Source organism: Chryseolinea soli (assembly GCF_003589925.1).
Classification (GTDB): domain Bacteria; phylum Bacteroidota; class Bacteroidia; order Cytophagales; family Cyclobacteriaceae; genus Chryseolinea; species Chryseolinea soli.
In genome coordinates this window covers 1,656,858-1,681,664 of the sequence record NZ_CP032382.1, presented here as the reverse complement: position 1 = coordinate 1,681,664, position 24,807 = coordinate 1,656,858, and the positions used below count along the sequence as shown (strand labels likewise).

Here is a 24,807-nt window from a genome sequence, read left to right as displayed (position 1 = left end):
CACATGCCGCAGCCCTAAAAACCCGCAATCTTGGTGCAACCAAAACCCGCGTCCCCGCGTCATACTACCAAACATCTTCATCGTTCATGATCAAAAACTACCTGACCACCGCGTTCCGCATCATGCTCCGGCAAAAAGCCTATTCGTTTATCAACATCGTAGGGCTGGGCTTGGGCATTGCGGCCAGTCTGCTCATCATGCTGTATGTCGTTGACGAATTGAGTTTTGACCGGTTCCATGCCGATGCCGATCGCACCTATCGCATTGGATTTGCAGGGCGTTTGCAGGGCAACAATTTCAATATGGCCGTGTCGCCCGCGCCAGTGGCCGCGGCCATGCAGGCCGAGATCCCGGAAGTGGAAGCTGCGGTACGCTTCGGGTTGTGGCGCACGCAGCCCATAGCCATCGGCGACAAAACTTTTACCGAGCGCTACATGCTGGTGGCCGACTCCAACTTCTTCCAATTTTTCTCTTTCCCGTTGATCTCGGGCGATCCGAAAACGGTGTTGAAAGGGACCAATAAGATCGTGATCACCGAGTCGGCAGCCAAACGCTATTTTGGCAGCGAGAACCCTATTGGAAAAATACTGTTGCGTGGCGGCGAGAAAACCGCCTGCGAAGTGACGGGCGTAGCGCAAGACCCTCCCGGCAACTCGACCATCGTTTTTGACATGGTGTTGTCGGGTCAGTCGTGGAACTATATGAACGAAGAGCAATGGACGTCCAACAACCTTTATACCTATTTCAAGATCCATGCGCAATCCAATGTGCAGCAGGTCAAATCAAAATTGGATGTGCTGGCCGAAAAAAACATCGGCAGGGATCTTGAAAAATTCCTGGGCCTCACCTTCAAACAGTTCCGCGAAAAAGGGAGCGACGTCGGCTTTACGATCATCCCGATGGTTGATGTTCACCTAAGGGCCAAACAAGACGAAGACATCATCCCCGGCGGCAACATGCAGTACCTCTATATTTTCGGAGCTGTGGCCGCGTTCATCATCCTCATTGCCTGTATCAATTTTATGAACCTGTCCACGGCGCGGTCGTCGAACCGGGCCAAGGAAGTGGGTGTGCGCAAGACCATCGGTGCGTTGCGCTCGCGGTTGATGGGCCAGTTTTTGGCGGAGTCGCTTATTTATAGCGCGCTATCAATGCTGCTGGCGTTGTTGCTCATCGCGTTGTTGTTATCGCCTTTCAATGTGCTCTCGGGCAAAATGCTGACGCTTTCGTTTTTCGCCAAACCGGTCGTGGTGGTGAGCCTTATTTTGTTCACGCTCATCGTCGGTTTGCTGGCGGGTAGCTACCCGGCATTTTATCTGACGTCGTTCAATCCGTCGGAGGTATTGAAGGGCAAGATCCGGTCGGGCTTCAAGAACTCGGGCCTGCGCAATGTGTTGGTAACGTTCCAGTTTGTCATTTCCATCGCACTTATTTTAGGCAGCATCGTGGTGTACAAGCAGCTCACCTTCATGCAGCATCGTGACATGGGATTCGACAAAGAGAACGTCATCGATTTGCTGCACACCTGGTCGCTGGATAAAAACGCCAAGGCTTTCAAAAATGAACTGGCCCAACATCCGGAATTCAAAGCCTCAAGCTTTGCCAGCAGCCTGCCGCCACACATCGGTTGGAACAACGCCTTTCGCAAGGGAGGAACCGAACAGGATTTCCTGCTGCAGGTATACTTCGTCGATCACGACCACCTGGCGGCCATGCACTACACGATGGCCGAAGGACGATTCTTTTCACGCGACTTCCCCGCCGACACGGCGTCCATCATTCTCAACGAAGCGGCTTACAAACAAATGGGATTCGAGACCATGGAAAATCAGTTTGTGATCAACTATGGCGGCGACAACCCGCGTCCAATGAACCTCATCGGTGTCATGAAGGATTTCAATTTCGAAACACTGCGCAACAACGTGAAGCCCATGGCCATCATACTCAGCGGCGAGCCCAATGGAGAGATGGCCATCCGCTTGGCGCCCGGGGATACACACGCGAAAATTGCGTTGCTGGAAAGCATCTGGAAAAAATATTCCAGCAATGCCTTTGAATATTCTTTCATTGACGAAAATTTTGATGCGCTCTTCCGCGCCGAACAACGGATGAGCTATATCGTGCTCATCTTTACTGTGCTTGCCATCACCATTGCCAGCCTCGGCCTGTTTGGACTCAGCACGTTCACCGCCGAACAACGTGCCAAAGAGATCAGCATCCGCAAGGTGATGGGCGCATCCGTCCCCCACATCATCGTGCTCATCGCCAAGGATTTTGCCGTGCTGGTGCTCATCGCCTTTGTGATTGCCGCGCCACTGGGCTGGTACCTGGCCGACAATTGGCTGAATGGTTTTGCGTTCCACACGGGCGTGGACGCCTGGGCCGTGATCTGGGCCGGAACAACATCACTGCTCGTCGCGATCTTTACCATCAGCTTTCAGTCGCTAAGGGCGGCGCGCGAAAACCCCGTCAACGCCATGCGAAGCGAGTAAGCGTCGCAAGAAAAAAATAAGAGCCGGCACTTTTTTGACAACGTTCAACAAGGTGCCGGCTCAATTTTTTCAAAAAGAATGATCAAAAGATCACACCTGTGGTGAACGCAACAAAGTCCGATACCTTTCCATGCGCGTGCAATGAGATGCCGGCATACAAGGGACCCTTGATTCGATACTCGAGGAGATAATGTTGGTAGAGATTGTTGTCGGGATTGGGATGATGTGGCGTTATGTAATAGGCCAATTGTTGTCCGAAAAGAATTTTGCCAAAAAAGAAATAGTTCTGCAAGCTCACAGAGCCCACAAACGTGTTGTACGGTTTGTTGTTTTGTTCTTCCAACAATTTGCTAACGCCGTCGTAAAAAAATTCAGTACCCACGCCGATGGAGCAAACTCTGCCCAGCGGTTTTACCACGCCGACATTGACACCGCCGGCAAATCTTTTTTTAGAGGGGTCCGTGTCGGTGGGGTCCGAGGTGTGACTGCCACCAAAAAGGTGCGCGATCACTTTCAGATGGCGGTCGGTGAAAGGCTTGCGCGAGCGCGGCTTTAGCTCCAGTGGGTGCAGCGAATAGGATACCCCCACGTTGGCTGTAACGATGTTGATCCCCCAATTGGGCCAGGTGCTGCCGCCATTTGAAATGTGACTGAATTGAACGCCTCCCAAAATGCGCCACTGCGGATGGATCACATAATAAAGCGTTGGGTTCAGCAACAATAAAAAGCTGATGTGTTGACTGAAATAAATGTTGTCGGGATTGGAGTCGGCATTGTAGAGTTTGCTCAGGTAGGAAAATCCAGCGCCGGCGCGGAACGTGAACAAGAATCGCTGCGACCGGACCACATGCGGTTCCGTAAAAATCGTGAGGCCTGCGGCTTTGCCAAGCAACTTGGCGTCTCCAAAATCTATGTAGCTAAGGGCAAGACCATTTTTGGCGTAGCAATTGGCATAGTCCCACACCCGTTGCTCATTCTTGATAATGCCCAGATCCAACTCGGCCATGAACGGGGGCCGCACGGTGGAATTGCCGGTGGGGATATTGTCCAATATTTTTCCCGTGTGAAAGCGTGCGTCAATAAAATAAGCCCGCGTGCTGTCTCCTCCCTGGCCCAGCACTTTTTCACCTCCGAAGAGGATGAACCATCCCACCATGAAAAACAGAAGCGATTTCACCGGAGTAAAGTACGTTGCCGCGGGCAGAAAAGCCAGTCCATGGAAAGCACCGGGCAATAAAATGGTTGTCCGGAAAAAAGAAGAAACGACGTTTTGGGACTTTTCCTTGCTTGGGTGCTGCAGGAATTGGATGGGCCTATGAAGGCAGCCCTTTATTTATTTTATTTGCTCCATGCGTTGGGTTTGTATAGTTGTTTTTGGAGTGATCATGGTTTGGGCTTTGGAAAGCAGCGCCCAGGCACGCGAATCCACTGCTTTCCGGGTTTCCCTCATCACCGGCGCCGGTTTCCTCTCTGACAGCGCAAACACGCTCACGCCCGACAGCATGACGTCGCTCAGCGTACAACACCGATTTACAGCGCAGAACCGTTTGTCGAATCAATTTCCTACCTGGGTAAAATTGAAGATTCCACCCGGTATTCCGCCCGGTGAGTATTGCACCACCACCCGGGTGGAGGAGATCATTCATCTTTACCTCTTTCGTTCTGGCGAAACGGTCCACCAACAAAACGGCAGGAACACGCCTCCCTCCACGCGATCCGTTCCACGCCGTTTCATGAACATCTGTTTTTCGATTCACCCCACCGATAGCGTGATCTATCTCCGGGTAGACCCCATTCAAGGCGATGCACAACCTCTCGCTATTTTTCTGGAACAAAAAGCCGATGTAGATGCCCTCATTCAAACCAATTCGCACCTGTCGTTCTTTATCACGGGCGGGCTGCTGATCATTTTTTTAACCAGCCTCACACTTTTCCTTTTTCTGGGCGATCGCAACTACATGTGGTTTTGCCTGTATCTCTTTTGCATGTACTTCATGGTGAACGGGCAATTTTTGTCGTTCTATTTCGGAGAGACGTTTCCGCGCTTGTTTTTAAATTCAGCTGCCAATCAATTGTATTTTGTTTTTGCACCGTTGTCGTTGCTGTGGTTTGCGTTTTCATTTTTTGATATCCGGAAGAAATCACTCGGTTGGAAAAGGGCGTTCATCAGTCTGATGATCTTCTCATTGGTCTGCATCATCACGATCCCCGTCAACCTGACGTTGAACTCCAACCTGATCCTGCTCTATAACATTGTTAGCGTTCTGACGATTGCCGTGTACGCCGGCGTAGCCTTCTTCCGGCAAAATTTCCAGCCCGCGCGCTATTTCCTTTTCTCGTTCGCGGCGCCGGTATTGGTGGCGCTATTGATCGTCGCCAATGAGATGGGATGGCTCACGGTGACGGGGCTCAACCTGTTGGCCGGCGTTTCCTTTCTGCTCCAAAGCCTCATTCTCTCGTTGGGAGTGGTCACACAATATCAACAGGTGCATGAGGAGTTGATGAAGATCACGTTCACTAAAATGCAGCAGGAACGTGAAACGGAGATCTTCAAAAGTCAAAACAATGAGCTGCTGGTCCGCAACGTCACCATCGAAAGTCAAAAGATGGAAATCGAAGAGCAGGCCAGCAAACTGGCCGAACTGAATGGAACAAAAGACAAACTTCTGTCGGTGCTGTCGCACGATTTGCGTGGCCCCGTGGGAAATTTGAGTTCGGTGATGTCACTGCTAAAGAGCAAACACTTGTCACAAGAGGAATTTCAACGGGTCTCCGAACACCTACGCCTGGATGTTGACACCACCTACAAGATGTTGGAGGAGGTTTTGCATTGGGTAACTTCGCAACAACAAGGTATCGTGCCTAACCCGGTGGTGTTCCACGTGGAGACCCTGGTGGAAGAAGTCATCCAGTTGGCGTCGCTCGCGGCGGCAAAACACATTCGGATCGAGGCGGGCGATTTGCGGGAAGCCCTGGTGCGGGCCGATCGCGACCACATCCGGATCATCCTGCGTAACCTGGTTAACAACGCCATAAAATTTAGCCCCGACCACTCAACCATCCGCATCAACGTGACACCCGAAGAGCACCACATTCGCATCAGCGTTGCCGATCAGGGGCCGGGTATCAGCGCCGAGCGGGTGGAACGCCTCCTGCGCGGCGACAAAATAGAGAGCACCCGCGGCACAAAGGGAGAGAAGGGCACCGGGCTCGGACTGTTGCTGTGCCGCGATTTTATTCAATACAACCACGGCGTGTTCTTTATCTCTTCCACCGAAGGAAAAGGCACCACCATTTCCTTCACCCTCCTGCGCGCCGACAACGTGGTGTGAGTAGCCTTTAGGGCTGAGCTTCACGAATTTTTTACGTCAAAGGCGAGCAAAGTTTTTCTACTCCATGCGTATCTTACTAAACAAAAAAACACCACCGCCATGGACAAGAAATATTTCGTCATGAAACTGATTCCGCCCCGCGCCGACTTTGCGCTCACCATGAGTGATGCAGAGAGAAATGTTATGCTGCAACACATCGAATACTGGAAGCCGTCGCTCGAAAACGGGAAGCTGCTCGTTTACGGCCCCGTCCTCGATCCCAAAGGCGTGTGGGGTTTGGCCATTGTTTGCGTGGAGAGTGAGGACGAAGCCAGGGCGCTGATGTCGAAAGACCCGGCGCTGACGATCAATACGTATGAGATGTATCCTATGCGGGCCTCCGTGAAACAGTAATCGGCGCGCCCCCGTTTAGGACAATAATGATGTCTGACAGACGGCGCAAAAATATCTATCGAAAATTGTTCTGGATAGCATGCCTCACCTCGTGGCCTGCGTTTTTGCTTTTTGAGATCGCCTACGTTGTGGCTATTTTTTGGTTGATCGTTTTTATTTTGTTGATCAGACACGACCGCCGGAGGGCTTGGCGATTGCTTTTCTTTTCGGCTTGGATCCTTGTTCCCGTCATCAATTTCATGATCGGAACGATAGGCTATTTTTCCGGCAGGGCCACCACACTCACGGTTGGCTATCCACTGCCGGAACTTTTTAATCTCGATCCACAATACCGGGTGTGGCGTTCGACCTCAGGTTGTATCGTGTATGGGCATGAGCCCTTTACACACGGCCCAAGAAACGCAGCCATCCACCTTTGGACAAACCTGTTTGGTTACCAACGCAACGTTTATCACGGCTACTATCCCGACGAGATCAAAACGCAAGAACTGCTGGACCAGCAAGGAAAAGCTGTCACGGTCCACCGGACCGACGAAGGAATAGACTTTCTATACAACGAGAAAAACTACCAGATCCACAACTCAGATTATCGCGCCTTAGCATTGCCCGACACTATTCTTTCGGGTCGCGCAGTAGTAGTGGGAGATGAACTACTTATTTTCAAATCAGACAGTGTGACCAATTGCACGTATCTCACCGATAATAAAACCGGGGTTATTTTTGCATGTTATAGAGACGGTTATTTTTAACAAAGCGGGTGACCTTTTGGGCGCCGGTGGATTTTTAACAAAAGTTAGCGCCCGCACAACAATTGATGCCTTCGTGTCGGTTATTTTTTTGTCACGATGACAAATATGAACGATTTGTATCAACAAAAAAACATGGAGAGCCCCAGTGATATGGACAATAAAAAAGATCCGGCACATACCGGATCTTTTGTTAATAGAAAGGGCCCTTGGTGAGCAGAAATTTTTCCGTTCGGAAATCTTCCGTTTAAGAATTTTTCTTGTTTACGCCACCGGCCTTCAAATCGATATCAAACTTGTCGCCACGCACATCCAGGATGGCCTTGTCGCTGCCTTCAAAGGTGATGTCGCCGGTGTAGCTGAAGTCGCCTTTGCCGGGCACGGTGCCGGTGATGGAATAGGTACCCTTGCCACTGATGATCTTGTGTGAGTGCTTGTCAATTACCAGATCGGTAAGTGTAATTTCGATGCTACTGTTGCCGGAAGTTTTCTTCTCTTTGTTTTCAAAAGAGCCGCTGCGTTTGTAGAGACCGTTCAGCAAAAAGCTTTTTGTAGTGTCGGCCAGGGCGGTCACGTCAAGTTCGGAAACGCCGGTGTGTGAAGCTTTCAACTTGGGGGTGTCGAAGGAACCGCTGAAGCTGATGTCGATCGACACTTCTTTCGGCGTGTTGTCGTCGTTGCAGACCAGGCGGAACTTGTAGCTGAAATCATAGGCGTAGACGTTGGTGGTGTCGCCGGCTGGACTGGAGCCCGAGAAGGCGATGTTCTGTGAAATGCCGCAAGCATCTACGCGGCCGCCGGCATTGTCGGCCAGCAGGTCTTCCGTTACACCCGAAGCCTTGGCGGAGACCGATGTGAAGCCGGAAGTGTTGGAGGCCAGCGAAGAGGAAACGATCACAGCGGCTTCATCGGTCGTGATGGCATTTGCCGGTTGCGAATCGTTGTCTTTACAGGCCGTGACAGCGGCAAGGACGGTCAGAAACAAAAATGCTTTGTTTTTTTTCATAAAGGGAATGGGTTAATGTTTGGTCATTTGACAGCCAATTAACGTACCCGTTAGGCCTGCTTTTTCCCATACGCCTATGAACAGACGCCAAAGCCAATAAAATCCGCGAAAAACCGGTTAACCGGTATATCATACCGCTGTTGCGGTTTCAGAAAGCAGGATTGGGATGGAGTTTGATTGGATGGTGTATGGAAAGGCCAACACCAAATTGCGGAGGACCCGTTGTGGGATGTACTGGATTCGAACCAGTGACCCCTACCCTGTCAAGGTAGTGCTCTAAACCAGCTGAGCTAACACCCCGAATTATTTTCGGCGGATAAATGTAAGAGATTTAGGAGAAACAAATAAACAGATCTTGGAAATATTACGGGGATGGTCGTGCGTACCGCTTTGCGAGTAGGGATGGGAAGAGGGTTAGGGTTAACAAATTGGTTCCAGGCACGATCACATGACGGAAGAGCTGCATAGTAGTTTTGTCTTTTCGCACGCTATGAAGAAAATTCTTATCCTTATCATCATTGCAGCGGTAGCGTTTGCCGCGGGGCAATTCATCAGGCCGTCCATAATCAATCCACCGGCCACGCAAGATATTTCGGCTGCGGTGCCCGCCAACGTAAAAGCCGTTCTTGAGAAAGGTTGTTACGACTGCCACAGCAACGAAACGAATTTGAAATGGTTTGATAAGATCACACCAGCAAATTTTTTGGTGGCCTCGCATGTGAGGGATGGCCGCAAGGCACTGAACTTTTCGCACTGGGATAGTCTGCCGCCCCCGGCCCAAAAGAACATTTTATTTTGGGCCGTCAACGATATTCGCAATGGTGAAATGCCCCTGGATAGCTACCTGGCTTTGCATGGCGCTGCCAAACTGGATGACCGTGACATCGCCGTCCTGGAGGGCTACCTCGCTGAAATTTCTTCCCGAAAAATAAGCGATACTGCCGCGCTGCAGGCTCTCGAACGACAGCATGCAGCGCTTGACAAAAAATCTTCATCAACTCAAAAAATAGCCGATGAATGGAATGGGCTGGCATACATTGACGGCTGGCAAAACTGGAAAGCCATCAGTACAACAGACCGCTTCGACAACGGCACGATGCGGGTCATCTATGGCAATGATGTCGCGATAAAGGCCATCGGGGAAAACCACATCAATCCCTGGCCTGATGGAGCCATATTCGCAAAGGCGGCCTGGAAGGAAAATATGGATAGCACGGGCAACATCAGCACAGGAGAGTTTTGGCAAGTGGAGTTTATGGTGAAGGATGCCGTAAAATATAAAGACACCCAGGGTTGGGGCTGGGGTCGCTGGCGCGGCCTCGATTTACAGCCCTATGGAAAAAATGCATTGTTCGTCACGGAGTGCACCCGCTGTCACATGCCGGTGAAGGACAACGATTTTGTATTCACGTATCCCATTCATCTTTCAAATTAGTTTGCCATGCGCAGCAATTTTATCATACTCATCGCCATGTTTCTCGCCGCTTGCGGTCAGGATCATAAACCTCAGTTGCAAACGCGTTACAATAGTGCTGCCACGCCAGTCCAAACGGAGGCGTTGCAAGCGTTGAATGGGTTTGTTATAAATTCTTTTGTCGACACAAAAAAACACACCACCAGCACGTTGTATGGGAACGCGGTAGTTGCCAACTATTTAAAGGATGGGAAAGACAACAACTATCCAAAGGGCAGCGTGGTGACCTTGCTCACCTGGCAACAAACTTCCGATCCCCGCTGGTTCGGCGGCAACATACCCGACAGCCTGGTGAGCATGGAGGTCGTCAACTACAATGACAGCACAACCTATACCTTTTACGAAGGAAAAAATCTGACGTCGGCCGTGAATAGCAATGCCACGTCGGCACTGGCGTGGATAAAGGCCCAGAAAATGATGATCGTGCCGCGATAAAACGATGGAATAAAAAAAGCCTTCAAAACTTGGCGTTTCAAAGGCTTTTATTTTTGTGACCCCGGAGAGATTCGAACTCTCGACCCATTGATTAAGAGTCAATTGCTCTACCAGCTGAGCTACGGAGTCAGATTCTGGGGTAGCAAAGTAAACCTTTGGCGGCATAGCAAGCAAATCTATTTTCAGGGTAATTCGTGGTGTCCTTCAACAAAACCGATAATTTCTTGACAGAACAAAAACTTTTTTTGGCTTCGTGATTTTTAAGCACCTTCGGCAAACAAAATAGCAACCCTGAAGCATGCAACCTGCCGCATATTGGATCGACCACCTGGACCTAAAGCCCCACCCGGAAGGGGGATTTTACAAAGAGACTTATCGCGCCGCCGAAAATATTCCGGCCACCGCTTTACCCGGCCGCTTCGCAGGAGCAAGCAGCTTTTCCACCGCCATATTTTTTTTACTGCGCTCGCAAGACAAGTCCATGTTCCATCGCATCAAGTCCGACGAGCTCTGGCATTTTCACGCGGGCGGGACGCTGGCCATCTATGTATTGTCGGAAACGGGATTGACCATCCACAAGCTGGGCAGCCGTGTGGATGAAGGAGATGCGTTACAGGTAGCGGTTCCAGCGAACACATGGTTCGGAGCAAAGGTCATGGATGAGGATGCCTACACCCTGGCGGGCTGCACCGTAGCACCGGGTTTTGATTTCCAGGATTTCGAGATGGCAACAACCTCACAGCTATTAGATGAATTTCCAAACCACCACGCGATCATCAAACAATTGACACCCGCGTAGAACACCCAACCTCAATCGGCCACAACGACCCGCTGCACAAAAACTTGCCCACCCCGATCCAGGTGAAGCGCATACACACCCTTTTTTAATTTTCCATACGACAGCATGAAGCACCCGGTGTCGTCCACCGTTTGTTCTTGCGCACTCACTTCGCGCGACAGCATATCCACCAACCGGACCTTCACCCGCTGCGAGATGCCTTCCGGCAAACAGACGTTCACATAACCCACCGACGACGGATTGGGATAAACCAAAACTTCCTGTGTGTTGAAAGTCTGGCGTTCCGTTCCCACTACAAACGTGAACTGCGCGGTCAACGTAACATTATCTGTCGGCGTGGTGAACGTTTGTGTTTGAGTTCCGCTGTTGGACCAGGCGGCAAAACTGTAGATCACATGATCGACGTTCTGCGGCGAAGGAACGCCGACGGTTCTCTGGATGCCCTCTACACTTTCGACGCTGGCGGGAGTGGTCAGCGGTTGTCCATCCAACGTGATGTCGAGTCCAGGGGGCGTGGTTTCAAAGGCGAGTGTTGTTTTACGCGGGTAGACGTCGACAGAGTCTTTGCCTTTTAGTCCTTCGGAATCGGTCACCGTGAGAATGATGCGATACCACACGTTGGCAGAGGTCTCTCCTTCATTGGGAATTTCAAAGGAACCACTCTTCACGCCGGTCACATCGGGCTGGTCGTGCTTGTGCGTGTCGTGATGAAAATCGATGGACCAGCTAAAAGCGCTGGCCGCCAATGCACCGTCTTCCGGATCGCTGCCGGTGCCCGTGAAGTGTAGTGTGGTTCCGGCAGCATAGGTGGTTCCCTCGGCAGGCGTGGCGATCGTAGCGACAGGAATTTTGTTGGTGGTCACCGTCAGCGTAGCTTCGTTGCTGGGTGTACTGCCCGCGCTGTTCGAAACGATCACGCGATATTTCCCGCTGTTGGTTTCGACGGCATTCGTGATGGTATAGGTTGCGCTTTTGGCACCGGGAATGTCCGCGCCATCCTTTTGCCATTGATAGGTGAACGGCGTACTGCCCAGCGCCTTGACACTGAACGTGACCGATTGCCCTATGGGTATGGTAGCTGATGCGGGTTGGGTAGTAATAAAAGGTATGGTGGTTTTATTGTAGATGATCTTATACAAAGCTCCGTTCGAACGGCTCAGAAAATACAGGTTGCCATCGTTTCCCGTAGTGATGGCCACACCGCTGCCGGCAACACCCGTGGCAAACGTTGTGCGACTCACGGTGCCACCCAACGTGATCGAGCTAATCCAGTTGCCACACAGATCCTGGAGGAAATACTGCCCTACATATTCGGGTGGATAGTTCGTGGTAGCTGGACTAAAAAATGTTCCTCCTGTAATCGCACAACCATTGATATCGCCGCCGCTGTGCGAATAGACAAAGATCGGATTGGTGAACGCCGCGTTCGCGCTGGTACCTTCGGCAGTAGGCCATCCGAAGTTCTTGCCGCCGGTCGTCGCGTCGTTGATCTCCTCCCAGGTACCTTGCCCAACATCGTTCACGAGGATGCGCCCGGTTTCGGGGTGCACCGAAAAAGTGAACGGATTACGCAAACCATAGGCCCAGATTCTTTTTTTGTGCTCAGATCCTGTGGGGAACGGGTTGTCGGCCGGTGCGCTGCCGTCTTTGTTGAGACGCAAAAGTTTGCCGTGATAAGTTTCTAAACTTTGCGCATTTGTGCCATTGGCATTTTCGCCAATGGCTACATACAACTTTCCGTCTTTGCCGAAATGCATAGCGCCACCGTTGTGATTGGTGGCCGAGCTCAAGGGATCAAGATCGATCACAAGGGAACCGCTGCCGGCCAGTGCCACATCGCCATTGCCGGTGATGCGGGTGATGCGATTGTGTATGCCGCCCTCCGTGGTGGTGTGATAGAGATAGAGATAGTGATTCGTGGCAAAGTCCGGGTCCAGCGTAACCCCGATGAGTCCTCGTTCGCCATCATCGTTAACACTGAGGGTAATAAAGGGTGTTGTCAGTAAGGCCCCGTTTTTAATAACTCGAAGCGCGCCCGATTGCTGGGCCACAAAGATGCGGCCATCCGGGGCGAACGCCATGGCCGTGGGATTGCTGATGTTGTTGGCTACGAGCACTTGTGCAAAATCGGGTGGATAGGTTTGTGCACATACCGCCAGGACCGGAAGAAGAAAGACGAGGAATGCGTAAATTCTTTTCATGAGGGCTAGGGTTTATTTTCCTTTTTATGACCGCAGGCCCGACCGGGGTCATTGTAGAATAAAGAACCGGACGTCCGGCACATACAAATTGAAAAATCCCTTCCCCCCTTGCACGTTCGACGGATAATTCACGGGCTCGCTGAGAAATTCCGTAAAACTGTAGCGATTGTCGAGCCTCAGCTTTATGAAGTTATAATAATCTTCGCTGATATTGGCCAACGAAACGGCGAGTGTATCGCCTGTTCGGTAGTCGTCGCGAAATCCGCGAAAAGTCTCCGTGAACACCGTGCCGTTAAAGGTCGTATCGTCCAGCAGCCGGGTGAAGGAACGGGGATTTAGCAGGTTGTCCTGCCATTCGCCCAACCGGATGGGCTGTGTGTTCAGCATATACCAATTCCGTTCCGCCGAATCCCGGAGGCTGTAGGTCACCTGCGCCAGCGTATCGTCAAAACCATTAAAATAGAGATTGGCCGAAATGCTTTCGAAGCGCACCTTGCGCTTCACGGTGGTCACGGCGCTCACCTCACCCAAGGCCTCGCTGGTCACGTGAAGTTCATAGGACTTTCCTTCTTCAAACGGAATAACGATTCCGCCATAAAGACCCAGACCAACCGATCGCAGCGTATACGTTCCGTCCGGTCCGGTAACCGTAACGGTGGCATCGCTCACGGCAATTTGTTCGAGTAAAGCTTCGGGGTCGCTGTCTTCGCTGGCGTCCAGCGCGCCGAAGGTTTTTGTCAGCAGGATCACCAGGGATTGGTCGGGGATGATTTGGCTCGACACCACAATTTGTGGTTTCAGCGCCGGCAAGCCCGTTACCGCGAGCGGGTCCGGCAAACATCCGGCAACCCAAACCAAGGGCAGGAGGAGGATGAGCGGCAAAAGCATTCGAACCGGTTTCATTTTTTTAGGATGCTTTTAAAATTTAAACCCGTAACTGATAAAAGGAATCAACCCGAACAACCCCGGCTGTTCGTAGTGCAGCGAACCGTCCGTTTCATTTTGCACGATGGTCATGCCGATGGGATTGGCCCGGTTGTAGGCGTTATACACCCCGGCAAACCAATGCCACTGAAATTTCTTGTCCGGACGACTTCTGTATTTGATACCGACGTCCAGCCGGTGGGTATCCGCCAGCTTCACCTGGTTCACCCCCGTATACAGCGGAACCAAGTCCACCCCGGTAAGGGTAGGCGCCATCACAGCATACTGACCGATGATGGGCGTGAACCGCGCCCCCGAAATGAATTCCCACACCACCGACACGGCCCAGCGTTTGTTGAACGCATATTGCGCCACGATCGCCCCGTTGTGCCGCCGGTCATAACGCGCATGGAACCATTCGCCGCCGTTGATCTGGTCGAACTGTCGCCACGACCACGACAGGGTGTAGCTTATCCACCCCGTTAGCTTACCCGCATCTTTGCGCACCAAAAACTCGAGGCCATAGGAACGTCCCCGGCCTTGGATGAGCTTGGATTGAAAGTCGGCGTTCAAAAAAAGATTGGTGCCTTCTTCATAGCCGATCAGGTTGCGCATGGATTTATAATATCCCTCCACGCTGACGAACAGCTTTCGCTCCGTCAGGTTGCGCTGCCACGCCAACGCCACCTGGTGCGACGTCTGCGGCTTGATGGTGTCGGTCACCGGATACCAGATGTCGGTGGGGGATGAAATGGCGGAGTTGGAGATGCGATGCATGTACTGCGCCATGCGCGAGTAGCTGAGCTTGAGCGCCTGGTTTTCGCTGAGGGCGTAACGCGCAGACACGCGCGGCTCGGGAAAAATATAGGTCTTGTTGGTCACGACGGCCGCCGAGCCACGAACGCCGGCATTCAATCGCCAACCCGGAGCAGGCGACCACTCATACTGCGCGTGCAGCGCCATCTCGTTGGTGATCCGGCCGCGCGAAGCGCTGCTCTCCAGAAACGACGAGAGGCTGCCGGCGGTGTTGATCACATTCGGGCTCACGTTGTGGTGTGTCCATTCGGCGCCGGCCTTGAAGGCGCCGGTCTTGCCCACGGTGTCGTTCGAGAGCATGATGCGGGCACCGTAATCTTCAATGTCGGAGAAGGCCACCAGTTGGTTGTCTTCAAAAATATTGGTGACATGATAGTTGTATTGCGTGCGCAGCAACGTCGCATCGGTTTGCCAGTGTCCGTTCACGTGATTCCAATGCAGCGACTGGCTGCTGTTGCCTGAACCGAACGTGGTCGTGTAGCCACGGCCGTCGCCGTTGCGATCGCGGAAATAGTCGAGCAGGTCTTCGCCATGATAATAGCTGAACGCTACGTTGTCTTTGGCAGTGGGCTTCCACAAGATCTTTCCATTCAGATCATAAAAGAAATAAGGCAACCGCTCGCCGGTGAGCCGCACAACCTTGTCGATATACGTCCGCCGTCCCGCCACCCAGAAACTGAGTTTTTTTTTCACAATGGGCTGCTCGACAAACAAACGCGAGGCGAGAATGCCCACATCGCCCGACACGCCGGTCTTTTCCGGGATGAGGGAACGCGTCTGCACATTTAATATAGACGAGAGCCGGCCGCCGTATTGCGCGGGAAACCCGCCGTTGAGCGCTTCCACGTGATCCAGCACGTCGGGATTAAATACCGAGAGGAAGCCGAACAAATGGCTGGTGTTATAGATGGGCGCCTCGTCCAGCAACACCAGGTTTTGGTCGGCCGCGCCGCCGCGCACAAACAGGTCCGAACTGCCGTCGACACCGCGTACTACGCCGGGCAAAAGTTGGAGCGTTTTGATCACATCAGCTTCACCACCCAAAACGGGAATGGCATTGAGGTCGTCGCGCGTCAACACGTGGCGGCTGGTTTGGTTGTCGTTGAAGATGTCTTCCTGCGTATTGCGCTCGCCGACGACCACCACTTCGTGGAGGTGGTCCACTTTCGTTTTTAAGGTAATGGAAAACGTGCTGTCCTTCCGGAGATAAAACGACCGTTGAAAACTTTCATATCCCACGAACGAGATCTGCACCGTTTTTTGGCCTGAGGTGGTGCGGAAAGTGAACTGGCCGCTGCCGTCGGAAGTGTGCTGAATGGAATCCGGTAAAAGCAAAATGTAAGCCTGTGGAAGCCTGCCATCTTCATCGCCCCGCACAGTACCCTTCAGCAAAAGGCTTTGGCTGCTCGCCCAATGGGTGAGGACTAACAAAAGCACGCTGAGGAATGTTTTTACCAAGGGAGGTGAGGTTTGAGGTACTTAAGTTAGAAAGAACAGGTGACGTTAGTATGAAACCGACCAAGGTTTGCTTTGACCGGCCCGTTCTTTCCAAACAGGGGCCTCCGGCGTATTGTTTTTCCAGGAAAATGCATTTCGATTTGCCGTATTTCTTACATGCTTTTTTGAGTTGTATTTGCTTGTAAGTATACCGGATTAATCAGTATTTGAACGTTTTGGAGCCGACATGATAAAAAACCTTCTCTTGACGCTGTCAATGGTGTTGACCGTGGCCGTTTGTTTTGGACAACCGGGATCCCGGCTGGAGGATAGTATCATGTTGGACCGCAGATTGGTTTCGGCTGGACGCAACTACCTTTCCGAACCCGATTCTTCTATCCGCCGCACCAACGCGGCCCTCCGCGAGGCCCTTCGCCTCAAGAACCGCTACTACGAAGGCCGGAGTTATTATCTTCTCTCAAAAGCGCATTGGGCGAAAGCCAGCTACCGCCTCAGCGCCGAGTTTGGCTTCAAGGCCCTGAAAGTATTCGAGAATTCATCCTACATCCGTGAATGGGGCGAAAGCCTGGTTTCCCTATCCAGAACGTTCATTGATCTCCAAAATTACGACGAGTCAAAAATGTATCTCGACCGCGCCGCACAGTTGGCCCGCGATCACAACAGCAATTACTTGCTGGCAGACTCCTATCGCGAACGGTCCATGTTGTTGCTGGCGCAACAGCGGTACGACTCGGCTTTACAATACGCCAACAAAGCATTGGAAATATTTGAACCATCAAAAGACACGGTCGACATCAGCGTGCTCTATGGCCGCAAAGCGCGGATCTATTTCTCTTTGAAGGACTACAAGCAAAGCCGGATTTTCAACCGAAAGTCCATGCACCTCGACAGCCTCGTAGGCAACCGTCGTGCGTTGGCCGTGTCCATGTATCAGGCTGCACAAAATTCGTTTTACCTGCACCACTATGATAGTGCCATCCATTTCCTGGAACTGGGCATCCCCATGAACGCCGGCATCGGCAACCTGCTCTCGCTCATCCGCATGCACAACCTGTTGTCGGAGATCTATACTGCGCAAGGCAAGCCCCTGTTGGCGGTGGACAATTTGCGCAAGGCTGCCTTCTACAGGGATAGCCTCTACGAGCAGCAACGCAGTGGCCATGTGCAGGAAATGCAGTCGCTGTATGAGTCGGACAAGAAAGCGGACACGATCTTCATGCTCGAAAACGAAAATGAGCTCAAACAACAACAGGTACGCAATCACACGCTGGTGACCTGGTTCCTATCGGTGGGCGTCTTCTCGCTGACGGCACTCATCTTTGTGCTGTGGAGGCTCCGCGCGCACCAAAAGAAAGCCAACGATGCGCTGTCGATCAAAAACAGGGCGATCGAACAACAAAAAGAAGAGATCCAGGCACAAGCCGAAAGCCTCCAGGAATTGAACCACCTGAAGTCGAAATTATTTTCCGTGATTAGCCACGACCTGCGCGGACCCATCGCTAACCTGCAGTCGCTGCTGGAACTGGTCACCAACAAGATCATGCAACCGGAAGAGTTCCTGGCCATCTCCGACAAGCTGAAATCCAACCTCAACGTCACCCAGCGCACACTGGAGAATTTGCTCAACTGGTCGTTAAGTCAAATGGAAGGCCTCCGGACCGATCAAAAGAAATTCGAGATCAAGAGCGTGATGGAAGAAGCCTGCCGCCTCATGGAGGATCTGGCGCAGCGAAAGCACATCATTATTGAGAACACCACCCGGACGCCTGTCATGGTCATGGCCGACCCCGATCAGGTACAACTCATCCTGCGCAACCTCATCCACAACGCCATCAAGTTTTCGAAAACCGATGGCAAAGTGCTGGTGTCGGCCAGTGAACACCACAACGAATGTCACGTGCGCATCAAAGACTTTGGCATCGGCATGACGCAAGAGGAGAAGGAGATGATCCTGTCGTCGCAGGAATATTTCACAAAGATCGGCACACAACAAGAGAAGGGTACTGGCCTTGGCCTTTTGCTTTGCAAGGAATTTATTCACCGCAACGGCGGCACCCTCACCATCGACAGCCATCCCGGTCACGGCACTGAAATTACTTTCACGTTGCCGCTAGCATGATTGCATTTTCTCTTTTTTCGGAGATTGGACTTGAATTCTTTTCTTTGCGCCGCTGCGGTTCAAAGCGTTTGCTTTAACCTTCGTCGTTCATGAAATAACTCAACGCCCCGGAAGGACACTTCTTGATCTGCTCTACTATTTTATCGCTCGTCGCCTGATCCGGCGTGATCCACGGACGCTTTCGCGGATCGAACACCTCGCTCAACCCCCGAAAGCAAATGCCGGAATGAATACACAGGTTCGGTTTCCACACGATGGTCACTTCGCCATTGGTATATTTCTTCGTGATGTCTTTCATGTTGATTCAAAAAAAAGAGGCTCAATGCACAATCCAGGTATCGACCTCGATCGGGTGCGATAACACATTATGCACGGGGCATTTATGTGCGATTTCTTCCAAGCGCGCGCGTTGTTCGTCGGTGATGTTTCCGGCGATCGTGATTTCGCATTTGAAGATGGTTTTGTACTCCGTGCGCTCGCTGTTCACCTTGACATCGATGCGCTCGACATCCAGTTTTTTCCGGTCGGCATACATCCGCAGCGTGATGGCCGTGCACGAGGCGAGGGCCATGCGCATAAAATCGCCGGGCATGGGGCCGGAGTCGGTGCCGCCGTTGCCAGTGGGTTCGTCGGCCAGCAACGTGTGCGTACTGGCGGTAAGTTCGGTTTTGTAGTGGTCGCGGCCAATAGAGGCTACAACGGTGCCGTTATCTGCAATCATCAGAACGTATGGTTCATCACAAATTCATGCTGAAGAATTCTTTCGCGCGGGGCCAGTTCGCGAAGCTTCAGGTTTTCGGGAAGTGCGTCCGGGTTGCCGGCATAGCCCACGGCAATGAACACGCCCACTTCATAGGTGTCGGGAATGTTTAGCTGCTCGATGGTTTTCTGATACTGGAAACCTGCCATCTGGCGCACCTGCAACCCCAGTTCTACGGCCTGCAGGGAAAGAAACGAATTCGCTCCGCCCAGGTCATACATGGCATGTGCGTTGGCACCGGGGAAGCGCGTAAAATTTTTGCGCGCCAGGCTCAGGATCAGCAAGGGCGCATCTTTCGCCCAGATCTTATTACTGTCGTTGAGACAGGTGAAAAGTTTGTCCCACAGCTCCGTTTGGTCGCGTGTGGCATAAATATAGACCCAGGGTTGTTCGTTCGTGCTGGAGGGCGCCCAGCGGGTGGCCTCGAACAGCGAACGGATCTTGTCGGCTTCGATCGGCGCTTGCGAGAAAGCACGCGGGCTTTTCCGGTTGCGGATCAGGTCCGATATGGGATGTTCAATTTGATGTGACTTTTGCATGAGATCACCTCCCGTTGTGGAGGGCAAGTTACGGTTTCCGCAAAGTTTTCGTACGACAATCTATCTCGAAAATTTAGGTATGCCCCAGATGCCAAGGCTTCCGGCAATCAGGTGCATGGGCAACGTCAGCAAGGTAAAGCCTTTGGTCGGCGCCATGCCGTCGGGGCCGGCATAGTAGAGCGTGGGATATAAACTGAGGAGTAAAAAGAGTACCGCCACGGCGGTATAGAGCAATGCACCTTTTGGAAAGAATCGCACCAACATAAAATACAGCATGGCCCCCACCAACAAGGGAAATACGGACGACACCGTCACAGCAAAGGGAAAGCCCGGTGGCGCCACACTGCCCATCGCTTCTGCCAAAAGGCTCCAGATGTTATTGATACCGGCGGCCAAAAGGCCGGCGATACCACCGGCCTTCAATGCTTTTCCAAACGTAAGCGTCGTCGCTTGCATAATTTTGTTGGTTATTCCACCCTATGCCTTCGACAGCGCGGGCGGTTACTCTTCGATCAAGATACCCATTTTTCCTTTTTGATAGTCGCGCATCGCTTCCATGATTTCCGTTTGGGTGTTCATCACAAACGGACCATACGACACCACTTTTTCATCCAGGGGCTCACCGCTCATCAGCAACACGCGCGTATCTTCCAAACCTTCGAGGGTGACGCCCTCGCCGTCGCTGTTCAGCATCACGGCGTTGAGTCCTTCCACGAGGCCGAAGCCTTCCAGGGTAAGTTTTCCGTCCAGCAAGTATAAGAAGGCGCTGTGATTTGCCGGCAACGCGATCGATATCTTTCCACCTTTTTTTACTTCGAGCGTGGAGGCATTCACCTCGGTATTCGAAGGAATGGGCCCTTTCACGCCCAATAGATTTCCGGAAAAGACATTCACGGTAACTTTTCCATCGTCGGTGCGATAGGTGGGCACTTCTTCTTTTTTCGCCGAATAGTAGGCGGGCTGATCCATTTTATGCCGCGCCGGCGAGTTGATCCACAACTGGATGATCTCCTGGCGGCCGCCGATCTCATGAATGTCGTGTGGAGGGCGTTCGCTGTGCACGGCACCCATACCGGCGTTCATCCACTGTGCGCCACCGGCATACACAACGTTGTCGTTGCCGCGGCTATCGCGATGGTGCACGCCACCTTTGAAGATGAACGTGACCGGCGAAAAACCACGGTGGGGGTGAGGGCCCACACCGGCGTCGTCGGGATCCAGGTGCTCCGGCACTTTAATATCGGCATGATGCAACAACAGGAAAGGATCGATCTGCTCCACGTGTTGTGTGGGGAACGGTTGACGGATGGGCATGCCGCCCATGTCGACCTGTTGTGCATATAATATCCGGGATACGGTTCTGTTTTTCATGACCTTTTTTGAAGCTCTCTTTCTTCAATTTTTGTGTTTTTCAAGCTCACATCATGGGCACATCGATCAGCAGCACTTCTGCGTCGGTGTTGGCCGTGATGGAAAGCGATTCGGTTTCGGATACGCCGAGGCCATCGCGGGTGTTCAGCTTTTGTCCGTTCACGGTAACTTCACCGGAGAGAACAAAAACATAGACCCCATTGCCTTGACGCTTGATGTCGTAGGACGTTGTGAAATCTTTTTTCAACGTGCCCAGCGAGAACCACGCGTCTTGATTGATGTAGACGCCGTCGCCGGTTTGTTCGGGCGAAACCACCACCTGGAATTTGTTTTCCCGTGCGGTGGGATCAAACGTCTTTTGTTCGTAGCGCGGGGCAATGTTTTTCACCTTGGGGAACACCCAGATCTGCAGGAAGTTTACCGCGTCGGTTTTCGAAGCGTTGTACTCCGAGTGTGTGATGCCTGAACCTGCGCTCATGATCTGCACATCGTTGGTTTTGATGATCTCGTGACGGCCCGTGTTGTCCTTGTGCTCCAGCGCACCTTTCAGGGGAATGGAAACAATCTCCATGTTGTCGTGAGGATGGGCACCAAAGCCGTTGCCTCCTTTCACGATATCGTCGTTCAATACCCGCAAGACACCAAAGTGTATGCGTTCGGGATTATAGTAGTTGGCAAAGCTGAAAGAGTGATGCGAATCAAGCCAGCCGTGATTGGCGTGTCCGCGGGTGTTGGCATTATGGATTTCGGTTTTCATATAGCGTGATTTTATGGTTACAAAGTTTAAGTTCTCCGGTGGATGGGTGTTGTCGTTTCCTATCCATTCCTGTGTAATTATACGCGAAATGAGCAATAAAGGTTCATACAACAGTTGTATTTACAAGTATTAAGTCAAAATTATTCAAAAACGGCTTTATCGGGGTCGTTTTGGCGCTTTTCTGAGCTAATTTGAATGGGTTGAAAATGGCCGCAAAAGGCCAATTTTCCTGAAGATCTACTCCCTCAACCGGTCGAGCATGCGGTTCAATTCCTGCGCTTCGGGCTTGGTCAACACTTTGAAAGGCTCCAGCCAAGTTTCTGTTTCACGGTCGATCCTTTTGAGTACTTCAAGGCCTTTTTCGGTGATCGAAATATCCACCTGGCGGCGATTGTTTTCGCAGATCTCCCGGCGCAATAATCCTTTTTGACGCAGCTTTTCTACCAGGCGGGTAGCGTTGCTGTTTTTATCGATCATGCGGCAGGTAATGTCGGCCAGCATCATCGGTTTGGGATTGCTTCCTCTTAAAATGCGCAATACGTTAAATTGTTCGGGGGTGATGCCGTGCTGCTTGAACCGGGACGAATTGATATTATAGAGCCAGCTGCTGGTGTACAAGATGTTCACCACCATCTTCTCGTATTCGTTCTGGAATTTCTCCTGTTTGATATCTTGTTCCAATGACATAGAGTTAAAGGTACAATCAATTATTGTATATACAACATTAATAATCGAATAAAGTTTATTTTTTGCGATAATATTTCGAAAACAGGCCCTGGATGCATTTTTTGAGGCAAGAAATGCTGGCGGCCCAGCTAAAATCTTGTAAACTTGATTTGCTAACACAAGCGTTGCCATGGCCGTAAAGTATTCGACCGTCATTCAAAAGTTCGATAAGAAAGGGGAGAAGACCGGGTGGTCTTATATTGAGATCACGGCAGCCCAGGCCGCCAAGCTCAAACCTGGCCAGAAGGTGTCGTTCCGGGTGAAGGGAACTTTGGATGAATATGCCTTCGAAAAAGTGGCGCTGTTGCCGATGGGCGATGGCGATTTCATTATGCCCTTAAACCAAACCATGCGCAAAGCCATCGGCAAGGGGCACGGCGATAAATTAAAGGTGACGCTGGAGGTGGATGAGCGCCAGTTGCAGCTGTCGCGCGACCTCATGGCATGTCTGGCAGAAGATCCGGAGGCCATGAAGTTTTTTAAATCGCTCCCCAAATCGCACCAACAATATTTCAGCAAGTGGATCGAAGGCGCCAAGACCGCAGGCACCAAAACGCGCCGCATCGTCACGGTCATTACGGCGTTTGGTAAGAAGCAGAGCTATTCGCAAATGATGCGTACCTATAGAGACAACGACTTTTGATTTTTTTTTGCCGCTGTCGCCGTGCACAACGCCATACGCATAGGAGGTGCGCTTTCGCATTAAAAAATTTGACATCTTTAAGCTTACAACCATCACACCACCATGAAAGATAAACTTCGCAGCCAAGGCTGGTTTGGCAAGACCGGAAAAGACGGATTCATTTACCGCGCCTGGATGAAAAATCAGGGTATACCGGACTATGAATTCAGGGGTAAGCCCGTCATTGGGATTTGCAACACGTGGTCGGAGCTCACGCCCTGCAACGCCCACTTCCGCGAACTGGCCGAATCGGTGAAGCGCGGCATCTCCGAAGCCGGCGGTTTCCCTGTGGAGTTTCCCGTGATGTCGCTGGGCGAAACGCTGATCAAGCCAACGGCCATGCTATACCGCAACCTGGCCAGCATGGATGTGGAAGAATCTATCCGCGCCAACCCGGTCGACGGCGTGGTGCTGCTTTGCGGCTGCGACAAAACAACGCCTTCGCTAGTGATGGGCGCTGCGAGCGTGAACATTCCTACGCTGGTGGTTTCCGGAGGTCCGATGCTCACGGGAAAATTTCAAGGCCGCGACATCAGCACCAGCGACGTGTGGCGCTTCAACGACGCCGTGCGCGCCGGCGAAATGACACAAGAAGACCTCACCGTGGCCGAAGCCTGCATGTGCCGCAGCCGCGGACATTGCGCCGTGATGGGAACGGCTTCGACGATGGCCTGCATGGTCGAATCGCTTGGACTTTCATTGCCGGGCAACGCCGCGATCCCCGCTGCCGATTCGCGCCGCAAGGTGCTGGCACAAATGTCGGGTGTGCGCATCGTGGAAATGGTGAAAGAAAATTTACGGATGTCCGACATCCTGACGCGCGAAGCGTTTGAGAATGCGATCATCACCAACGCGGCCATTGGCGGCTCCACCAATTTTATTATCCACTTGCTGGCCATCGCCGGCCGGATGGGCGTGCCGTTGGAGCTACAGGATTTCGACAAGCTCTCCAGCAACGTGCCCTTCATCGTGAACCTGCAGCCTTCCGGAAAATATTTTATGGAAGATCTTTACTACGCGGGGGGATTGCCACCGGTGATGAAAGAACTGGACGGCTATCTGCACGGCGGCTGCATGACGGTGAACGGCAGAACCATCAAAGAAAATTACAACACCGCCGAAACCTACAACCGCGAAGTGATCGCCACGGTAGAAAAACCTTTCAATCCATTGTCGGGTGTGGCCATATTGCGAGGCAATCTCTGTGAGAACGGTGCGGTGATTAAGCCCTCGGCCGCCAGTCCGCACTTGCTCAAGCACAAAGGCAAGGCCGTGGTGTTTGAGGATATCGAAGACTATAAAAATCGCATCGACGATCCTGCGCTGGCCCTGGACGAAAACAGTGTATTGGTGCTGAAGAACGTGGGCCCCATCGGCTACCCCGGCATGCCCGAGGTGGGCAATATGGCGATGCCCAAAAAGATCCTGGCCAAAGGCATCCACGACATGGTGCGGATCTCGGATGGACGCATGAGCGGCACGGGCTTCGGAACGGTGATCCTACACGCATCGCCTGAGGCAGCACTCGGCGGAAATTTTGCCGTCATCCAGAACGGCGACGTCATCAGCCTGGATGTGGCCAACCGCTCGCTCATCCTGGAAGTTTCGGACGAAGAACTGGCGCGACGCAAAAAAGCGTGGAAGCCCATTCACAAAAAATATGATCGCGGCTATGTGAGCCTCTATCAGAAACACGTGCAGCAAGCGCACCTCGGCGCCGACATGGACTATCTGGTGGGCGGCTCCGGCAGCGAAGTGACACGCGACTCGCATTGAG

Annotated in this window: 22 protein-coding genes and 2 tRNA genes; 10 read left to right on the top strand and 14 right to left on the bottom strand. The window is 52.1% G+C overall.

Going from position 1 to position 24,807, the window contains the following annotated elements:
- Positions 1-86: 86 nt before the first annotated feature.
- Positions 87-2,492, top strand: a complete 2,406-nt coding sequence (locus tag D4L85_RS07190) for an ABC transporter permease (RefSeq protein WP_119758684.1) — start codon at positions 87-89, stop codon at positions 2,490-2,492.
- Positions 2,493-2,574: 82 nt separating this feature from the next.
- On the opposite strand, the gene D4L85_RS07185 is transcribed toward D4L85_RS07190, so the two are convergent.
- Entirely contained in the window at positions 2,575-3,669 is a 1,095-nt protein-coding gene (locus tag D4L85_RS07185) for an acyloxyacyl hydrolase (RefSeq protein WP_160143586.1), read from the bottom strand.
- Positions 3,670-3,877: 208 nt separating this feature from the next.
- Between D4L85_RS07185 and D4L85_RS07180 the strand changes: the two genes are divergently transcribed.
- The 3 genes from D4L85_RS07180 (at position 3,878) to D4L85_RS07170 (ending at position 6,966) form a co-directional block, all read left to right on the top strand.
- Positions 3,878-5,824, top strand: coding sequence for a sensor histidine kinase (locus D4L85_RS07180; protein ID WP_160143585.1), 1,947 nt, complete (start codon positions 3,878-3,880; stop codon positions 5,822-5,824).
- A gap of 99 nt (positions 5,825-5,923) precedes the next feature.
- Positions 5,924-6,217 carry a YciI family protein gene (locus tag D4L85_RS07175; protein ID WP_119753690.1) on the top strand — a complete coding sequence of 98 codons (294 nt, stop codon included), beginning with the start codon at positions 5,924-5,926 and terminating at the stop codon, positions 6,215-6,217.
- 65 nt (positions 6,218-6,282) lie between these two features.
- On the top strand, positions 6,283-6,966 hold the full coding sequence (locus tag D4L85_RS07170) for a hypothetical protein (protein WP_160143584.1): 684 nt from the start codon (positions 6,283-6,285) through the stop codon (positions 6,964-6,966).
- Positions 6,967-7,210: 244 nt separating this feature from the next.
- On the opposite strand, the gene D4L85_RS07165 is transcribed toward D4L85_RS07170, so the two are convergent.
- Together D4L85_RS07165 and D4L85_RS07160 are read right to left on the bottom strand one after the other, a co-directional pair.
- Positions 7,211-7,969: a hypothetical protein gene (locus tag D4L85_RS07165; RefSeq protein ID WP_119753687.1), complete on the bottom strand. Its 759-nt coding sequence runs from the start codon at positions 7,967-7,969 to the stop codon at positions 7,211-7,213.
- 225 nt (positions 7,970-8,194) lie between these two features.
- Positions 8,195-8,269 (bottom strand) — tRNA-Val (locus D4L85_RS07160).
- 190 nt (positions 8,270-8,459) lie between these two features.
- On the opposite strand from D4L85_RS07160, the gene D4L85_RS07155 reads away from it, so the two are divergent.
- Positions 8,460-9,404, top strand: coding sequence for a heme-binding domain-containing protein (locus tag D4L85_RS07155; RefSeq protein ID WP_119753685.1), 945 nt, complete (start codon positions 8,460-8,462; stop codon positions 9,402-9,404).
- 6 nt (positions 9,405-9,410) lie between these two features.
- On the top strand, positions 9,411-9,878 hold the full coding sequence (locus D4L85_RS07150; protein ID WP_119753683.1) for a hypothetical protein: 468 nt from the start codon (positions 9,411-9,413) through the stop codon (positions 9,876-9,878).
- Positions 9,879-9,934: 56 nt separating this feature from the next.
- Here the strand turns inward: D4L85_RS07150 and D4L85_RS07145 are convergent.
- A tRNA-Lys gene (locus D4L85_RS07145) sits at positions 9,935-10,007 on the bottom strand.
- A 169-nt stretch (positions 10,008-10,176) separates the two neighbouring features.
- Here D4L85_RS07145 and D4L85_RS07140 point away from each other — a divergent pair.
- Positions 10,177-10,677, top strand: coding sequence for a cupin domain-containing protein (locus tag D4L85_RS07140; protein ID WP_119753681.1), 501 nt, complete (start codon positions 10,177-10,179; stop codon positions 10,675-10,677).
- Positions 10,678-10,688: 11 nt separating this feature from the next.
- Here the strand turns inward: D4L85_RS07140 and D4L85_RS07135 are convergent, their stop codons facing one another.
- From D4L85_RS07135 to D4L85_RS07125, 3 genes are read right to left on the bottom strand one after another with little or no spacing between them, the layout of a single operon-like run.
- Positions 10,689-12,878: a PQQ-dependent sugar dehydrogenase gene (locus D4L85_RS07135; RefSeq protein WP_119753679.1), complete on the bottom strand. Its 2,190-nt coding sequence runs from the start codon at positions 12,876-12,878 to the stop codon at positions 10,689-10,691.
- 48 nt (positions 12,879-12,926) lie between these two features.
- Complete coding sequence (locus D4L85_RS07130; RefSeq protein ID WP_119753677.1) at positions 12,927-13,781, bottom strand: DUF4249 domain-containing protein; 855 nt, start codon at positions 13,779-13,781, stop codon at positions 12,927-12,929.
- 15 nt (positions 13,782-13,796) lie between these two features.
- The gene (locus tag D4L85_RS07125; protein WP_119753675.1) at positions 13,797-16,076 is read right to left on the bottom strand and encodes a TonB-dependent receptor; all 2,280 of its coding nucleotides are present in this window, start codon (positions 16,074-16,076) and stop codon (positions 13,797-13,799) included.
- A gap of 226 nt (positions 16,077-16,302) precedes the next feature.
- Between D4L85_RS07125 and D4L85_RS07120 the strand changes: the two genes are divergently transcribed.
- The gene (locus D4L85_RS07120) at positions 16,303-18,195 is read left to right on the top strand and encodes a sensor histidine kinase (protein WP_119753673.1); all 1,893 of its coding nucleotides are present in this window, start codon (positions 16,303-16,305) and stop codon (positions 18,193-18,195) included.
- A gap of 73 nt (positions 18,196-18,268) precedes the next feature.
- Here D4L85_RS07120 and D4L85_RS07115 read toward each other — a convergent pair whose 3' ends face one another.
- The 7 genes from D4L85_RS07115 to D4L85_RS07085 all read right to left on the bottom strand — a co-directional run bounded on the left by D4L85_RS07115 (position 18,269) and on the right by D4L85_RS07085 (position 22,309).
- Positions 18,269-18,493 carry a (4Fe-4S)-binding protein gene (locus D4L85_RS07115; protein WP_119753671.1) on the bottom strand — a complete coding sequence of 75 codons (225 nt, stop codon included), beginning with the start codon at positions 18,491-18,493 and terminating at the stop codon, positions 18,269-18,271.
- 21 nt (positions 18,494-18,514) lie between these two features.
- Positions 18,515-18,916, bottom strand: coding sequence for an OsmC family protein (locus D4L85_RS07110; protein ID WP_119753669.1), 402 nt, complete (start codon positions 18,914-18,916; stop codon positions 18,515-18,517).
- Positions 18,916-19,494 (bottom strand): nitroreductase family protein, encoded by a 579-nt coding sequence (locus D4L85_RS07105; RefSeq protein WP_073142554.1) that lies wholly within the window; start codon positions 19,492-19,494, stop codon positions 18,916-18,918. Before D4L85_RS07105 ends, D4L85_RS07110 begins: the two co-directional genes overlap by 1 nt.
- A 60-nt stretch (positions 19,495-19,554) precedes the next feature.
- The gene (locus D4L85_RS07100; protein ID WP_119753667.1) at positions 19,555-19,950 is read right to left on the bottom strand and encodes a DUF6069 family protein; all 396 of its coding nucleotides are present in this window, start codon (positions 19,948-19,950) and stop codon (positions 19,555-19,557) included.
- A 45-nt stretch (positions 19,951-19,995) separates the two neighbouring features.
- Positions 19,996-20,865: a pirin family protein gene (locus tag D4L85_RS07095; RefSeq protein ID WP_119753665.1), complete on the bottom strand. Its 870-nt coding sequence runs from the start codon at positions 20,863-20,865 to the stop codon at positions 19,996-19,998.
- Positions 20,866-20,911: 46 nt separating this feature from the next.
- The gene (locus D4L85_RS07090; protein ID WP_119758683.1) at positions 20,912-21,622 is read right to left on the bottom strand and encodes a pirin family protein; all 711 of its coding nucleotides are present in this window, start codon (positions 21,620-21,622) and stop codon (positions 20,912-20,914) included.
- A 237-nt stretch (positions 21,623-21,859) separates the two neighbouring features.
- Positions 21,860-22,309, bottom strand: a complete 450-nt coding sequence (locus D4L85_RS07085; protein WP_119753664.1) for a MarR family winged helix-turn-helix transcriptional regulator — start codon at positions 22,307-22,309, stop codon at positions 21,860-21,862.
- A 169-nt stretch (positions 22,310-22,478) separates the two neighbouring features.
- Between D4L85_RS07085 and D4L85_RS07080 the strand changes: the two genes are divergently transcribed.
- Both D4L85_RS07080 and D4L85_RS07075 read left to right on the top strand, forming a co-directional pair.
- A complete protein-coding gene (locus tag D4L85_RS07080) occupies positions 22,479-22,991 on the top strand; it encodes a YdeI/OmpD-associated family protein (RefSeq protein ID WP_119753662.1) in 513 nt (170 codons plus the stop codon).
- Positions 22,992-23,093: 102 nt separating this feature from the next.
- Entirely contained in the window at positions 23,094-24,806 is a 1,713-nt protein-coding gene (locus tag D4L85_RS07075) for an IlvD/Edd family dehydratase (RefSeq protein WP_119753661.1), read from the top strand.
- The last annotated feature ends 1 nt before the right edge of the window (position 24,807 follow it).